Genomic DNA, 16,691 nt, shown 5'->3' on the forward strand with positions numbered 1-16,691 from the left:
ATTTTCTGAAAACTATTTTATTTTTCAGTATTTCAGAAGCAATTCTTTGCGACAGCTTGTTTACTATACCACTGCCGTAAGGAATCGTCAAGCACTTTTTACAAAAAAATTTATATTTTTTTATAACATTATTTTCAAGATCCTTTTTCTTCAATCATTGACTTTCGCCCTCAGACATGATAGCGTCAATACATATAACAAATTCATTATTTTATACCCTTTCCCCAGTTTGGAGGTTTCTATGTATCAACAGCAATCACCAGCATTAAAAGAAACAAATCCTCATGGCTCCCAGGCTTTTCCCTGTGCTTTTTACCGTTTAAAACTAAGCGGACACGGAATCCTGGTCAAGCACCATTGGCACGAGGAGGTCGAGATTATTTACTTTCCCGGTGGAACCTTCACCTTAGATATTAATATGGAAACATTTGATGTATCTTCAGAATGTTTTTATTTTATTAATCCCGGCGAACTGCACAGCATACGTGCACGCTCAAAAGAAGTCTCCATGGAATACGCTGTCGTTTTCCAACCGGAACTGCTCTGCTCTCCTTTTTACGATACGGTTCAGACTCAGCTTGTCCAGCCATTGCAAAACGGACGTCTGATTTTTCCAAGATGTATTTCTGCAAACCATCCTGTTTTTCCTATTATAAAGGAGCAGTTCCAGAACATCACTAACGCATTTTACCGCTGCAGCTTTTCTGAACAATTGGAAGAGCTTCATGATTCCTTACATATAAATTTATTCCGCGCTTCTGGAAATGCCATTGTCGGCCTGGCAGATCAGCTTCTGATCAAGGCTTCCCTGTTAAATATTTTTGCAGATTTTTCCAATCGCCAGCTTTTTTCCCAGACTGAAAAATCTGATGACCACAGGGTCGAGACCATAAAAACCACAATCACTTACATCCGCGACCATTACCAGGAAAAAATTTATATCCGCGATCTGGCATCCCTGATCGGACTCAATGAGCAATACTTTTGCCGTTTTTTTAAAAAAGCAATCGGCATATCTCCCATAGAATACCTGAATGAATATCGCATCCGCCAGGCAGTACGTTTATTAAAAGACAGCAGTCTTCCAGTGACCGAGATATGTCTGGACTGTGGTTATAACAATATGGGGAATTTTCTCAGAGAATTTCGCAAATATACAGGAACCACACCTCTGCAATATCGGAAACACAGCCAGGGGATTGAGAATCCTTCCTTATAAAACACGCTTGCACCCCCCTATGTACGAAATGATTTTCCAAACAATCTCTGGTCAAAATTTCGTATTTTTTAATCAAATTAAGGGAAGTATTTTCTTTTTCATGTATGTATAATGTACTTAGTTCAAAGATAATCATTATATATAAGGAGACATAAATGAATAGCACGAAAAAAAAATGGTGGCAGGATAAAGTAGCCTATCAGATTTATCCGAAAAGCTTTTATGACACAAACGGTGATGGAATCGGCGATCTGCCGGGAATTATTGAGAAACTGGATTATTTAAAGGAGCTGGGGGTTGACATTGTCTGGCTTTCCCCCTGCTATCGCTCCCCTCTTGCCGACCAGGGATACGATATTTCCGATTATTACGACATTGACCCGCGATTCGGAACTATGGAGGATATGGACCGCCTTATCGCAGAAGCAAAGAAGCGGGACATGTATATTGTCATGGATCTGGTTGTAAACCACTGCTCTGATGAGCACGAATGGTTTAAAAAAGCCTGTAAAGATCCGGATGGAAAATACGGCCGTTTCTTCTATTTAAGAGACAAAGAAGATGGTAAGCTTCCTACTAACTGGCGCTCCTATTTCGGAGGTTCGGTATGGGAGGATCTGCCTGGCACCAACAAACAGTACCTTCATGTTTTTCATAAAAAGCAGCCTGACCTGAACTGGGAAAATCCAGAGCTCCGTGAGGAAGTATATAAAAATATTAACTGGTGGCTGGACAAGGGTCTTGGCGGTTTCCGCATTGATGCTATCATTAATATCAAAAAAGCTCTTCCTATGCATGATTATGAGCCTGATCGTGAGGACGGACTCTGCAGCATTAATAAAATGCTGGAGGAAGCTACCGGAATCGGAGAATTTCTTGGAGAAATGCGTGACCGCACCTTCAAGCCCCACGATGCTTTTTCCGTAGGTGAGGTTTTCAACGCAAAAGACGAAGAGCTCCCGGATTTTATTGGAAACAATGGTTATTTTTCTTCTATGTTCGACTTTAACGAAACCATTTTCGGAGGTTCTGAAAAAGGCTGGTACGATTGCAAAGAAATCACACCTGACGACTACAAGCGCTGCTGTTTTGAGACACAGGCCAAAATGGGGGATTTCGGATTCGTTTCCAATATTATCGAGAATCATGACGAGCCTCGCGGTGTCAGTCACTATATTCCAGAAGGTGATTGCTGTGACACAAGCAAAAAAATGCTGGCAGCATTGAATTTCATGCTTCGTGGACTTCCCTTTATTTATCAGGGACAGGAGCTTGGCATGGAAAATATCCCGTTCAAATCAATTGACGAGGTAGATGATATTTCAACTCTGGATGAATATAAAGTTGCACTTGACGCCGGACTTACCCCGGAAGCAGCTTTGAAAGCTGTTGCCCGCCGCAGCCGCGACAATGCCCGTACCCCCATGCAGTGGACTGGTGAGGAAAATGCCGGATTTACAGCTGGTACACCGTGGCTTCGGGTAAATTCCAATTATACCGCAATTAATGTGGAAAAAGAGACGATTGATCCAAATTCCGTACTTAATTTCTATAAGAAACTGATCGCTCTTCGCAAGGATCCGGAATATAAAGAAACCGTTGTGTATGGTGCTCTGGAGCCCTTTATGGAAGACCGGCATAATTTAATGGCATACTACCGTAAAGGAGATAAAACTTTACTTGTGGTTGGCAATTATCAGTGGGATGAGCAGGAAATTACACTTCCATCAGAATGCAAAAAGGTGCTGATCAATAACTACCCGGATATGGTTCTGGATGGAAATTCAGTTAAGCTGCATGGATATCAGGTGCTGGTTGTGGAGTTAGCGTAAACGATTTTCACGCTTGGTATTTATTGTATTCCAACACCTTATTGACAATTTTTCCCATTATTACTATAATAACAAAAGAACAGGGGAGCTTGTACACAGGCTGAGAGGAAATTGTGAATTTCGACCCTATTACCTGATGCGGATAATGCCGCCGTAGGAAGTCATCATGGGTTTGATTTTTTTCGGAGACACCTCATTGGGGTGTCTCTTTTTTCATATGGCAGCAATGCAGCGTTCGGCTGGGGGCACCACTTTCGGACGCTATATAAAATTAATGCATACATAACAACAGTGCCGGTTTGTAAAAAGATTTTTTCACGTTATAACTCATAACTCGTGGAAACTGCTTCAAACAAGGCCAAGAGAAAGGAAGAAAATTATGAGAACAGCATTAACAATCGCTGGAAGTGACTCCAGCGGAGGCGCCGGTATCCAGGCTGATATCAAGACAATGATCAGCAATGGAGTATATGCCATGAGTGCGATTACCGCACTTACCGCACAGAATACTACCGGTGTAACAGGTATTATGGAAGCAACGCCAGAATTTCTGGCCGACCAGCTGGATAATATTTTTACAGATATTTATCCGGATGCAGTGAAGATTGGAATGGTATCTTCCAGCGCATTGATTGAAACCATTGCGAAAAAGCTTCGCCAGTATGAAGCAAAGAACATTGTAGTAGACCCGGTTATGGTCGCCACAAGCGGAGCCAAGCTGATCAATGATGAAGCCATTGAAGCCCTTAAAAGTCAGCTTCTTCCAATGGCCACAGTCCTGACACCGAATATTCCGGAGGCAGAGGTTCTGTCCGGAATGAAAATAGAAACTGCAGATGATATGATCAAAGCCGCTGCTACCATCGGAGAGAAATACAGCTGTGCAGTGCTTTGCAAGGGTGGTCATCAGCTGAATGACGCCAATGACCTTCTGTGGCGCAAAGGCGATTACAAATGGTTCCACGGAAAGCGGATCAACAATCCAAACACTCACGGAACAGGATGTACCTTATCCAGTGCCATTGCTTCTAATCTGGCAAAGGGATTTGACCTGGATACTTCCGTGGAGAGGGCAAAGAAATATATTTCCGGAGCACTTGCTGCTATGCTGGATCTTGGAAAAGGCAGTGGTCCTATGGATCACGGATTTGCAATTAAAAATGAATTCACACTGTCACATGACGAGATTACGGCAGAAGCCGCTGATAAGGAGGCAAAATAACATGACTGAAAAACGTACTTCCATTTTTGAAAACGGCCTGATCTGGTTTGGCGCTGGTGTTTCCCTGGCGGAAATCCTCACCGGAACCTATTTTGCCTCACTTGGCTTTGGAAAAGGTCTTCTTGCCATTATCATCGGACATATTATTGGCTGTACCATGCTTTTCCTCGCCGGAGTAATTGGCGGAAAAACACGCCGCAGTGCAATGGAAACCGTAAAAATGAGCTTTGGGGAAAAGGGCGGGATTTTCTTCTCCTTCCTGAATGTACTTCAGCTGGTTGGCTGGACTGCTATTATGATCTACGACGGAGCTCTGGCCGCAAACGGTGTGTTACATACCGGAAGCTGGGTATGGTGTCTGGTAATCGGTGCACTGATCGTACTGTGGATTTTTATCGGCATCACAAACCTTGGAAAAATCAACACCATCGCTATGGCAGCACTTTTTATCCTCACACTGGTACTCTGCAAGCTCATCTTCTTTGATGGCGGGACTGCACTTGCCATTGGCGAGGAAGCCATGTCCTTTGGTGCTGCGGTTGAGCTTTCTGTTGCAATGCCACTGTCCTGGCTGCCGCTGATCAGTGATTATACCCGCAAGGCGAAGGAGCCAGTGAAAGCAACTGCTGTAAGCTCTATTGTTTACGGTCTTGTAAGCTGCTGGATGTATGTAATCGGTATGGGTGCAGCGATTTATACCGGTGAATCCGACATTGCTCAGATTATGGTGAAAGCCGGACTGGGAATTGCAGGCCTTCTGATCATTGTATTTTCCACTGTTACCACCACATTCCTGGATGCTTACTCCGCCGGAATTTCATCTGAATCTGTATTTTCCAAAATTAATGGAAAATATGCCGCAATTGCCGTAACCATCATCGGAACAATTGCTGCAATTGTATATCCAATGGACAACATTACCGATTTCCTGTATCTCATCGGTTCTGTATTTGCACCGATGATTGCCATTCAGATTGCCGATTTCTTCCTTCTGAAGCGTGCTGACAGCCTGGGCGAAGCGGTTGACATAACAAATGCGGTAATCTGGGTGATCGGATTTGTGCTGTACCGAATTTTAATGAGAATTGATATTCCTGTGGGAAATACACTGCCAGATATGGTGGTTACCATTCTCATTTGTATGATCGTGCGAAATGTTTTAAAGAGTAAAAAATAGACTTTCACTTTAGAGTGTATTGGATAAAAGGCTTTCTGCAAGATATGCGTCGCAATTTGCAGGAATGATTTTTCAAACACGCTCTAGCTTTCGTATAAACACTACTCGGTTCAGGAAAGTGCCAGAGATGGGCTTTCTTATAAATCCAAAAAGGGGCTGCCATTTCCCGGCAGTCCCTTTCTGTTTATTTCTTTTTATATCTGCTTATATCTGTTTATTCTTCTGTTTCTTCCAGCGTTACTTCCACAACCGTATCCCGGGCATCTGGAAGCGGGTAGCTGTCGCAGGTGTCAGCGTTGAGGAAAAAGAACTGATTCTGGGAGTATTCCTTCAGGTTCCAGTAATCCGTAAGCTTTACCTCGGAATTGTCGGAAAGACGGCGGAGTTTTTTGATCTTGCCGTGGATTCCGGTGAGAGGGATTGCTCCTGCCTGGGGCTCCATAACGTGGGCGTAGATCTTATTTCCGTTGCGGGTGTAACGGCCCCATTCCGGTTTATCGATTTCAGCATAGCCACAGCCGTAGATGCTCTTGGAGTTCTCGTCCATCCACTCTCCTACTTCTTCCAGAATCTTCACAGACTCCTTCGGAATACGGCCTTTTGCATCAGGCCCCACATTCAGGAGCAGGTTGCCGCCCTTGCTGACACACTCAACCAGCATGTGGATGACCATTTCAGCTGATTTATAATGACGGTCACTGGAGGAATAGCCCCAATTGTTATTCAGGGTCAGGCAGGCTTCCCATGGTACCGGATTACCAAGCTCATTGCGGATTCCTGCTGGTGGGATCATCTGCTCCGGAGATGCGAAATCACCGGAATATTCGGTAGGATTTGCAGTAAGGATAGAACCGGAATCCTCAGCACTGCCCTCCAGACGGTTATCAATGATCAGCCAGGGCTGGATGGAACGCACCATGGAAATCAGCTCCTGGGCTTTCCATTTGTCGCACTTCATATCGCCGTAGGAGAAGTCGAACCACATCAGATCCAGCTTACCATAATTGGTAAGAAGCTCTTTGATCTGCCCAAACATAAATTCCAGATAGCGGTCGAAATCGCGGTTTTCATTGGAGCATTCCGGATGGTTGCGCATTGGATGGTGCATATCCCCATAGTGTGGGAAATCCGGGTGGCGCCAGTCTATAATAGAAAAATACAGACCTACTTTGATTCCTTCTGCACGGAATGCCTCCAGGAACTCTTTTACCAGGTCTTTGTGGCAGGCTGCGTTCATGGAATTGTAGTCAGTAAGTTTGGTGTCAAAAAGGCAGAAGCCGTCGTGGTGTTTGGCTGTGAGCACAGCATATTTCATGCCCGCCTTTTTCGCAAGACGCGCCCACTCTCTTGGGTTGTAATTCTCAGCTGTGAACTCTTCTGTGAGATGGCAGTAGTCCTCATGTGGAATCTGCTCCACGCTGCGCACCCATTCTCCTCTGGCAGGGATTGCATAAAGTCCCCAGTGAATAAACATGCCGAAACGGGCGTCACGGTACCATTCGGTACGTTTTGTTCTTTCTTCGATTACTTTGTTCATTTTATAATGTCCTTTCCTGTAACATTAGGCAAAATACTTTTCCAGTTCTCTCTTCATATCCTCTGGAATTTCCCGTTCAAAGGAAAGCTCTGGCTTGTTTGCCACCCATGTAGCTGCTGTGCAGAGAGTTTTCGCTCCTTCTTCCAGTGCACGAGGAGAAATATATTCTACCGTATCGTGTCTTGTATGCATGCCAAAGCCGTCACGGTTTAAGGTAAGCGCTGGCACACCTTTCCATGCGAAAGTATTAGAATCGCTGGCCCAGACCTGATTTTTGATAGTAACACCCAGCTGATTTTCTTCCATAAGGGTTTTCAGTTCTGCGCAGACGGTCGGATCTGCAGTTACACCCAGAACGTTTCCTCCCAGGAGCTGCCCTGCCAGGTCTACATTCAGATTAAACACATGGCTACTCATTTCTCCTTTATGGGATTTCACATAATTCTGGCTTCCAACCAGACCTTTTTCCTCGGAGCCAAACCAGATGAACTCCATAGTTCTGGCTGGTCTGTGCTCTGCGAAATGATGGAAAGCTTCCATCACCATGGCGCCGCCAGACATATTGTCATATGCACCAGGACCTTCCGGAACAGAATCATAGTGAGCTGTTACCGTAACGATTTCTTCTGGAAAATCAGTTCCCAGAATGCGTACTGCCACATTAGCGGAATTGCGGGAAATCTCGCTCTGCTGAATGTTCAGGCAGCACTGGGAAGCCTGTTTCTCCACGATTTCCACTGCATCCAGGTAATGGACAGATACGCCTGGAAGATCACCTGCCTTGCGGCGGTACTGGGTTGGAATCCGGTCTTCCCCCTGATCCAACGGCGTGCCGCATACGGTTACAAAGCCAAGTGCACCTGCTGCTTTTATTTTATTTATCATATCTTCACGAATAGGATCGCAGACCAGCACAACTGCCCCTTTTGCCTTGGAAAGACTGATGTCGTCACCCTTTCCCACGAAGAGAAATGGTGCGGTGATGCCTTCTTCCGGGGTACAGGCGCCATTCAGGTAGGCACGCACCGGATAAGCCTTCTTATAAGGCTGGCAGATTACCAGCTCTGCCTTTTTCTGCTGAAAATCCGGACACTGAAAAAATTCCATGCGGGGTGTCTGGATGTAGGCGGGCTTTCCAAGCTGGGCTGCTGCCTGCTCCGCTTCCTTCAAAATGTATTCCGCTGCTTTGTGCTCCCCCTTTGTGCCGGATTCACGGACGTAAGCCGTGTCAGCTACAAACTGGTATGCACGTTGTCCATCTGGGTGAATTTCTGTGTATTTACTCATACTTGCGCCTCCGGCACTTCTTCCATAATACGGATCAGCATATCGCCAGTTCCTACATTATATCCGCTGGTTGCATAAATCCCTACAGACTCGCCATTTGTTACCAGGATCAGCGGAAGCTTGTCCGGATCAACGTACATTCTTCTTCCCAGAAGTTCGATGTTTTCCTCAAAGGAATCGTAATAGATGGAAACCTTTGGGAACATCTTCAGCACTTTTCCCAGAAGAGGATCCTGCTTGGCTTCCGGAGTACGAATCATGAAAGAGATGGAATTTTCAAATTCGTGGAATTTTTCTGCATGTTCCAGCATTTCGTTCAAAATATGTTCCGTAGGCTCCCGGCTCTCTTCCAGCCACATGAGAATTTTCTTGCCGCCTTTGGTTAACTCAGCGCAGGTTACTGTGTTTTCGGTAGAATCTTTTACTTCAAACTCCGGAAGGGAAATACGCTCCAGCATATCGCCAAGCTGAGCTTCGCGGAGACGCAAGGTTTCTTCTCTCTGTCCGCCTTCTTTTATCGTAAATGTTTTCTCCCATGCAAACTGATTTCCGTTAGGAAGACGGTTGGTGGTGATGATCCGGTAGGTTCCTGGAATAAGTGCAAGCTTCAAGTTATCCCCATCCCAGCTTCTGCCTGTAAGATTCAGGGAAACATATTCATTTCCAACCAGACGTCCCATGGTCCAGTTCTGATAGTAGTTCCATACAGCATCTTCCTCTTTTTTCAGTATTAGAACTGCGCCACCCTCCTGCTGTTTCAAAACGGGAACAAACAGGTCTTTTACCCAATATTCCATTACCTTATTATCTGGATTCAATCTTGCCGGAATTCCCAGTGTACGGGCGATTGCCACCAAAAGTACCTTCTGGGAACGCTCGGTACCAATTCCGGATACCAGGCATTCGTATGGAGTTTCCATTACGGTCTCGCGCTCGTTATCCGGGTAGGCGGTGATATGCGCCTGGATATAATTCCAGATCTCTGCCGGATTTGCGCGGAAGTCTGCTTTCTGCTCTTCTGTGAAGAAGGAGAGAATGCCCTTTCGGTACGGACGAAGAAGCTCGTCCTCCACACGGGGATTTAATACATAATTGATATAGAGATTATAGCCATTCTCAGCACCTGGGGTGCCATCCATTTCTTTTTCACCACATTCCTTAGCACCAGACTTTGTTTTAAATTCCTTCGCATACCTCTTTCCATATTCCAGATGCTCTTCCAACACACTGCAAACACAGTCTGTATGATCCTTCTCTGAAAGCACATCCACTATTTCCTGACGAAGTTCTTTCTCGTCTTCTCTTGCAAGAAAAGCGGTCAGTTCCGGGTTTACCCAGTTCTCTTTCTTTTCTTTGCGGATCTTGTTTGCTTCATTCAGTCGTCTGGTTCCTTCTGCTTTCTGCTCCGGGGTAGGCATGTCCGGGTTCACCGGGGTGTCAACTGGAGCAATTACATCTACAGCTCTCCAATCCTCAGCTTCCACAGTCTCACCAGTAAGAATCAGGGAAATCTCATCCTGCGCTCTGGTATCCAGATCTGCCTGTGCAAATCCTTCCATTCCCGGAAGGAACGCCAGAACTCTTACACTTCCCAAACCGGTCACTAAAGAAACGGTTCCATCTTCGTCTGTCTCTGCCTTTGCAATGGGAAAATACTCTCCCATATTCAATACCAGAAACTGCACCTGAGCGCCCTTTACAGCCGCACCCTCTTTATCTGTCACTTTTACAGAAACTGTTTTCACCTTAGCATAACGCGCAGTCTGGTTCAGCATAACCGCCGCACCTTCTTTGCCAATCACATCCTCCCCCTCTGCCGGGAAAAGATCAAACAGGCGGGAATGCACCATCATTGCTCTGGAAGAAGCATTGGTAAACCACCCCTTATTCAGGATCATAAGCGGCTCACATGCGCCTGTGAAATACCATTTTCCGTCACACCAAAGCTCCACCCATGCGTGGTTGTCATCACAGTGGGACCACCTTGGCACATACACCTGCCGCGCCGGAATTCCCACACTCCGAAGTGCATTTACCAGAAAAACAGACTCCTCACCGCAGCGTCCGTAACCTCTTCGATATACCGTAAGTGCCGGAAGTGTACGGTCATCACCACTATGATAAGTAGCTTCCTCCGCACACCAGTAATTTACCTCAATTGCCGCATCTTTCGCATTTTTTCCTTCAATTCTATCCTTCAACTCATTCCAGAAAAAGCTTCGACAAGGAAGTACCTCTTCCTCATTCACCCTGTGATCCAGAATATAATTCAAAAACATCTCCTCCGGCAGCTCTTTCACCCTGTCCAGCGTATTATAAAGAAACAGCCCATGACTTGCGAAATCCTGAATCTCCTCAAAAGTATAATTCACAAGATCACTATAAGGCGCGGTCACATACAAATACTTCATTGCCAGCCCCAGATCTCTGCCGCATCCATCCAGCTTCTCACAAATCGTCTTCAGCGGCTCCCTGTCCGGTCCAAGCTTCTCTGTTAATTTCAAAAATTCTTCTTCAATCTTCTTCTGACTGTTCTGAAGAAACATCTATTCATCCTCCTACTTTAAATAGAAAAAACGCCCTTTCACGAAAAAATTGTTCTTTTTTTGTGAAAGAGCGTCCCAGCCTCAAAGCCTTGCTAAAACTTCCCGGGCCTTTTTCACCTCAGCCTCACTAGTGCGGAAAATCTCATACTCACTCAAAGAAGGCAGTCCCATACTCACACCCTCTTTGCGGTACTTCATCTCACTGTCCAGCAAAACCTTGCCCGTCATATGATAATCTGTGATTCCGGTTTTCTCATAGATTGGAGCAATCACGTCTGCATTCACTCCTGCACCAGCCATAATGTGAATACGACCTGCACTCTTTTCCACCAGCTCTGCAAGCAGCGGCGAACCATCCACACAGTTATTCTTCTGTCCAGATGTAAGAATGGTGTTAAAACCAAGAGAAATGGCCTGCTCCAGGGCCTCCATTGGATCCCTGCACACGTCAAAAGCCCTGTGCAAAGTTACAGACATCCCCTTCGCTTCCTCCATAAGCTGTGCCAGATGCTCCACATCCAGGGAGCCATCCGGTCTTAGCATACCGATCACAACTCCCTGAGCACCCAGTTCCCGGAATCTTCTCACTTCTGAACGAATAATATCAAATTCATATTCAGTATAACAAAAATCCCCAAATCTTGGACGGATCAGTGCATGGATCTTAATATCACTATACCTGCGGATCTCGCGGAAAAGACTCTCTGATGGAGTTGTTCCTCCAATCACCACATTTCCGCAAAGCTCGATCCTGTCTGCTCCGCCTTTCTCAGCGGCAAGTACAGATTCCACAGAATCTGCACAAACCTCCAAAGTAAATTTGCTCATATCCTCTTTTTCCTTTCACCCAGCCTGATACTATCACATTGCAGCTATTGCAATACTTTGCATTCTGATAATTTCACAAATTATTCCCATGCCCGCCGGTCTTGTCACTTTGTTGCTGCATTCCCGAGCTGCCGTTTCTTAATAGAGCGTTACACCAAGGGAATCCAGCATATCCTGCACCGACTGATCCGGGAATTCATCTGTGATGATTCCGTCCAGTTCATCAAGCTGTGTAAATTTATAAGATTCATTAAAATAAAATTTCTCCCGCTCCATCACGGCATATTTATGACGGCTGCTTTCAATTGCAGCCTTCTTGGTCAATCCGTCCTCCACTCCAAGAGTCGTGACGGTGTGATCCATCATATCAATTCCGCAGCTTCCCATAAATGCCCGGTCAAAGCTGTACTGCCGGATCACCTGGATTGCTGCAGAACCAAGGAATCCATTTACTGTAGGATACATGATTCCACCGGTTCCAATGGCTGTGATCTTGGGATTTTGCGCAAGCAGCTGTAAAATATCGATCATGTTGCTCACTACGGTAAGCTGCATTTTCGATTTCGCAAGAAGCTTGGCAAGCTCAATATTGGTTGTGGATATATCAAGAAAAATCGCTTCCCGCTCCTTGATCAGCGTCATGGCCTTAGCCGCGATCACCATCTTCCTGTCCACATGATAATTTCTTCTGTCGATAACATCTCTTTCCAGCGGGTAATCCTGGGAAAGAATCGCACCACCGTAAGTTCTTTTTAATTTGCCGGCATTCTCAAGAGTTTTCAGATCTTTACGGATGCAGTCCTCTGTGACCTGGAACATTTCGCTCAGCTCCCTGGTCCGGACTTTTCCCTCTTCCCGAAGGACTTTCTCGATGGCTATCTGCCGTTCCTCAATGAACATCCTTCTTCCTCCTGTTTTCTGCTGCCTTATTTATCAAAAGCCCATCTCCCGCTCTTTCAAGCGGTTAACATAACTTATATAGTACTATACATTTCATATAACAGACAGGCTTTTAGCTTTCCATTCTTTTGAATGGATACCAAATCTGCCTGTAAAATATTACTCTGCGCACTGGCTGCAGGCAACAAAATGTCCCGGTTTTACCTCAACAAGCTTCGGCTGGCTCTTATGGCAGCTATCCTTGCAAACAGGACAACGGCTGCAGAACTTACACTCCTCGCCAAGATCAATGGGGTTCGGAAGTGTACCCTCAAGCATGATTCTCTGACGGTTCTTCTCAATATCCGGATCCGGGATCGGGATTGCAGAAAGAAGAGCCTTGGTATAAGGATGCATTGGGTTCTCGAAAAGCTCCTCACTGTCAGCAAGCTCAACAAGAGATCCCAGGTACATAACACCAATACGGTCACTGATGTGCTTCACCATGGAAAGGTCGTGTGCAATAAACAGGTAAGTCAGCCCACGCTCTCTCTGAAGCTGCTCCAGAAGGTTGATAACCTGTGCCTGGATGGAAACGTCCAAAGCAGAAATGGGCTCATCGCATACAATAAAATCCGGATTTACTGCAAGTGCACGTGCAATACCAACACGCTGGCGCTGTCCACCGGAAAACTCATGAGGGAAACGATCTGCATGCTCTGCCTGAAGACCAACGGTTTCCAGAAGCTCAATGACCTTGGCATCACGTTCTTTTTTATTGGCAGCAAGACCATGAGCATCAATTCCCTCTGCTACAATATCCAGAATTTTTCTTCGCGGGTTCAGGGATGCATATGGATCCTGGAAAATCATCTGCATTCTTCTGCAAAGTTCATGTCTCTGCTTTGTATCCAGATTCTTGTCAATTTTCGTTCCATCGAAGGTTACCGTACCATCTGTAGGATCATACAGATGGATAACAGTTCTTCCGAAGGTAGATTTACCACATCCAGACTCTCCAACCAGACCAAGAGTCTCTCCTTTATAAATCTGAAGGGAAATGTCATCAACTGCTTTCAGGATCTTTTTATTTCCAACATTAAAGTATTTCTTCAGGTTCTTGACATCAAGAAGTACCTGCTTTTCATCATTTTTCATCAGAGTTTACCTCCTGTGCCATCTCGTCAAGCATCCAGCATGCTGACTTGTGATTCTTGCCGCAATCGGTATAATCCGGCATGTATTTCTGGCAAACGATCATTGTCTCCTTACATCTTGCCGCAAAAGGACATCCAACCGGAGGCTCCATAAGATCCGGAGGAGTTCCCGGAATTGCCTGAAGCTCACCGCCTTTTTCGTGTGCTTTTGGAATAGAACGAAGAAGGCCTTTTGTATATTCGTGACATGGGTTGTGGAAAATATCTTCCACATCTCCTGTCTCAACTAATTTTCCGCCATACATAACAGCAACACGGTCTGCAATATTTGCCACAACACCAAGGTTATGGGTAATGATGATAATGGATGTTTTGATCTTTTTCTGAAGATCGCGCATCAGATCAAGAATCTGTGCCTGGATCGTTACATCAAGGGCTGTGGTCGGCTCATCTGCGATCAGCACCTTGGGATCACAGGCCAGTGCAATGGCGATGACAACTCGCTGTCTCATACCACCGGACAGCTGGTGTGGATACTGGTCGTAACGTGCCTCCGGATTGGAGATTCCAACCAGGGAAAGAAGCTCAATGGCTCTTGCCTTACGGTCGGCTTTACTCATCTCTTTGCGGTGCTCTTTCAGCATTTCCTCGATCTGTTTTCCAACCTTCATGGTCGGGTTCAGGGAAGTCATGGGATCCTGGAAGATCATGGCAATCTCGCTTCCGCGCACCTGCTGCATCTGACGCTCTGAATATTTGGTCAGATCATTTCCCTGGAACATTACGCTTCCTTCTACTACTTTTCCGTTCTTTGGGAGGATTCCCATAACACCTTTCATGGTAATGGATTTTCCGGAACCGGACTCTCCTACTACCGCAAGTGTCTCCTGCTCATTCAGGTAAAAATCCACGCCGCGCACAGCCTGGACAACGCCCTTGTGCGTCTTGATGTGGACTGTAAGATTCTTAACTTCTAATATTTTTCCCATAGCTGTACCTACTTTCTCATCTGCGGATCAAGGGCATCACGAAGTCCGTCGCCCAGAATACTGAAGCATACCATAATCAGTACGATAACAATTGCCGGGAAAATCAGTACATGTGGATACATTCGCAGTACCTGATAACCACCGTTGATCAATACACCAAGGGAAGCCTGCGGCTCTGCCAGACCAATACCAATGAAGCTTAAGAATGCCTCGGTAAAGATAGCGCTTGGGATTGTGAACATCACGTTGATTACGATAACGCTGACTGTGTTCGGGATCAGATCCTTCATAATAATGTTGAATTTGCTGGTTCCAAGAACCTGAGAAGCAAGTACGAATTCCTGATTCTTCAGTTTCAGGATCTCGGCACGAACCAGTCTGGCCATGTTTACCCATCCGGTAATGGAAAGTGCAGCGATAATAGTTCCTACACCAGCCGGGAATGCCATCAGGAAAAGGATTACAATGATAAGGCTTGGGATTCCAACCAGTACCTCAATAATACGCTGCATAACAGCGTCTACCTTTCCCCCGAAAAGAGCGGAAACAGCACCGTAAAGAACACCTACAACCAGATCCAGGATTGCAGCTACCAGTGCGATCATAAGGGAAATTCTGGTTCCCATCCAGGTACGTACCCACAGGTCACGTCCAAACTGGTCAGCACCAAAAATGTGTGCTGCACTTGGAAGTCCATATACATTGTTATAATCAGTGTCTCTAAATGAATATTTACTGAAGATCGGTGCAAAAATGGCAAGCAGGATAATTCCGATCAGAATAAATAATGCTACAACTGCTGCCTTGTTTTTTTTCAGACGGATCCATGCGTCAGCCAGCATAGTGGAAGCAGGAGCTGCGATGTGCTCTTTTTCAGAGGCTTCTACTTTCGCTTTCTGATACATGCTGCGGTCAATTTTTAATTTGTCCACGATCAGCTCTCCTTTCCTTTGGCAAGACGAATTCTCGGATCAATAAGAGAATAAGCCAGGTCAACAAGCAGTACAATCAGCATATAGAATGCGGCATAGAAAATAGTAATACCCATGATCACCGGATAGTCATTGGCCTTGATACAGTCTACGAAAAGGCTTCCGATACCAGGAATACTGAAGATGTTCTCTACAGCAAGAGATCCTGTCATAAGGTTTACTACGATTGGTCCTAAAATGGTTACAACCGGAAGGATGGAGTTGCGGACTGCATGACGCATAAGAACCTTCATCTGGCTCAGCCCCTTGGCTCTTGCAGTTACGATGTAATCCTGATCCAGTACATCCAGCATTTCGGTACGCATAAAACGAGCAACCATAGCTGTTGCACTGAACGAAAGCGCAATGGACGGCAATACGGAACAATTCCAGCCAGTCCAGAATCCAACCGGGAGAACGCCCCATTTCAGACCTATGTAATACTGAAGAAGGGCTGCGGCGACAAAGTTCGGCACCGAGACTCCAAGCACTGCCAATATCATAGTAAAGTAATCAATTCCGCTATTGTGCTTCCAGGCAGCCAGGATTCCTAAAATTAATCCGATTGCAAGTCCGATCAGTACTGCCTGGATACCAATCAGCGCAGATGGTCCGAGACGACCTGTGATAACCTTGGAAACGTCCTGGTTTACATAAGTAAAGGAAGTACCCAGGTCTCCTTTCAGCATGTTCTTAATATATTTCACATACTGCATTGGAAGAGAATCATTTAATCCATACATTTCCAGCACACGTTCCTGCTGCTGAGGTGTCATAATACTAAAACGCTCAGCATCAAAAGGTGTACCTGGAAGATTTTTCATCATGAAAAAGGTACAGGTTACAATTACCCACAAGGTAACCAGAATGTACCCTAATCGCTTTAATACATATTTCAGCATGACATCACCTTTTCTGTTACTGTGCACGTAGTGAACAGTACTCCTTTTCTTTCTGTGAAAAACAGACCGTATACCGGCTGTGTAAGCCACTGCTGTATACGGTCCGTTACTTATTCCTTAAGGAATATTACTTGAATTTGAAGCA

The 16,691-nt window shown here is 45.5% G+C and carries 13 protein-coding genes and 1 riboswitch; of the genes, 4 read left to right on the top strand and 9 right to left on the bottom strand.

The genetic code is table 11. The features are described 5' to 3' along the window. The first annotated feature begins 241 nt into the window (after positions 1-241). From ACESTK_RS16700 to cytX, 4 genes are all read left to right on the top strand, one after another. Complete coding sequence (locus ACESTK_RS16700) at positions 242-1,219, top strand: AraC family transcriptional regulator (RefSeq protein WP_195380328.1); 978 nt, start codon at positions 242-244, stop codon at positions 1,217-1,219. Positions 1,220-1,374: 155 nt separating this feature from the next. Further along, positions 1,375-3,051, top strand: a complete 1,677-nt coding sequence (locus ACESTK_RS16705; RefSeq protein ID WP_227201085.1) for an alpha-glucosidase — start codon at positions 1,375-1,377, stop codon at positions 3,049-3,051. Positions 3,052-3,122: 71 nt separating this feature from the next. Beyond that, positions 3,123-3,228: riboswitch (TPP riboswitch) on the top strand. A gap of 202 nt (positions 3,229-3,430) precedes the next feature. Beyond that, positions 3,431-4,273: a bifunctional hydroxymethylpyrimidine kinase/phosphomethylpyrimidine kinase gene (thiD, locus tag ACESTK_RS16710; RefSeq protein ID WP_195700237.1), complete on the top strand. Its 843-nt coding sequence runs from the start codon at positions 3,431-3,433 to the stop codon at positions 4,271-4,273. A gap of 1 nt (position 4,274) precedes the next feature. Continuing rightward, positions 4,275-5,450, top strand: coding sequence for a putative hydroxymethylpyrimidine transporter CytX (cytX, locus tag ACESTK_RS16715; RefSeq protein ID WP_373120298.1), 1,176 nt, complete (start codon positions 4,275-4,277; stop codon positions 5,448-5,450). Positions 5,451-5,664: 214 nt separating this feature from the next. On the opposite strand, the gene ACESTK_RS16720 is transcribed toward cytX, so the two are convergent. The 9 genes from ACESTK_RS16720 to ACESTK_RS16760 form a co-directional block, all read right to left on the bottom strand. Next, on the bottom strand, positions 5,665-6,987 hold the full coding sequence (locus ACESTK_RS16720; protein WP_373120300.1) for an alpha-L-fucosidase: 1,323 nt from the start codon (positions 6,985-6,987) through the stop codon (positions 5,665-5,667). 24 nt (positions 6,988-7,011) lie between these two features. After that, positions 7,012-8,274 (bottom strand): M28 family metallopeptidase, encoded by a 1,263-nt coding sequence (locus ACESTK_RS16725; RefSeq protein WP_373120301.1) that lies wholly within the window; start codon positions 8,272-8,274, stop codon positions 7,012-7,014. After that, a complete protein-coding gene (locus ACESTK_RS16730) occupies positions 8,271-10,820 on the bottom strand; it encodes a transglutaminase domain-containing protein (protein ID WP_373120303.1) in 2,550 nt (849 codons plus the stop codon). Before ACESTK_RS16730 ends, ACESTK_RS16725 begins: the two co-directional genes overlap by 4 nt. Positions 10,821-10,901: 81 nt before the next feature. Continuing rightward, a complete protein-coding gene (locus ACESTK_RS16735) occupies positions 10,902-11,648 on the bottom strand; it encodes a copper homeostasis protein CutC (RefSeq protein ID WP_373120304.1) in 747 nt (248 codons plus the stop codon). A 138-nt stretch (positions 11,649-11,786) separates the two neighbouring features. Next, complete coding sequence (locus tag ACESTK_RS16740) at positions 11,787-12,548, bottom strand: DeoR/GlpR family DNA-binding transcription regulator (RefSeq protein WP_204454582.1); 762 nt, start codon at positions 12,546-12,548, stop codon at positions 11,787-11,789. 159 nt (positions 12,549-12,707) lie between these two features. Further along, positions 12,708-13,685, bottom strand: coding sequence for an ABC transporter ATP-binding protein (locus tag ACESTK_RS16745; RefSeq protein ID WP_148463621.1), 978 nt, complete (start codon positions 13,683-13,685; stop codon positions 12,708-12,710). After that, entirely contained in the window at positions 13,675-14,673 is a 999-nt protein-coding gene (locus ACESTK_RS16750; RefSeq protein WP_148463622.1) for an ABC transporter ATP-binding protein, read from the bottom strand. The genes ACESTK_RS16745 and ACESTK_RS16750 overlap by 11 nt, the downstream gene beginning before the upstream one ends. Before the next feature lie 8 nt (positions 14,674-14,681). Further along, positions 14,682-15,605 carry an ABC transporter permease gene (locus ACESTK_RS16755; RefSeq protein ID WP_373120306.1) on the bottom strand — a complete coding sequence of 308 codons (924 nt, stop codon included), beginning with the start codon at positions 15,603-15,605 and terminating at the stop codon, positions 14,682-14,684. A gap of 2 nt (positions 15,606-15,607) precedes the next feature. Next, positions 15,608-16,573, bottom strand: coding sequence for an ABC transporter permease (locus ACESTK_RS16760; protein WP_226815284.1), 966 nt, complete (start codon positions 16,571-16,573; stop codon positions 15,608-15,610). Positions 16,574-16,691: the final 118 nt, after the last annotated feature.

The sequence above is a fragment of the Ruminococcus sp. Marseille-P328 genome, from assembly GCF_964249465.1.
Classification (GTDB): Bacteria; Bacillota; Clostridia; order Lachnospirales; family Lachnospiraceae; genus Blautia_A; species Blautia_A faecis.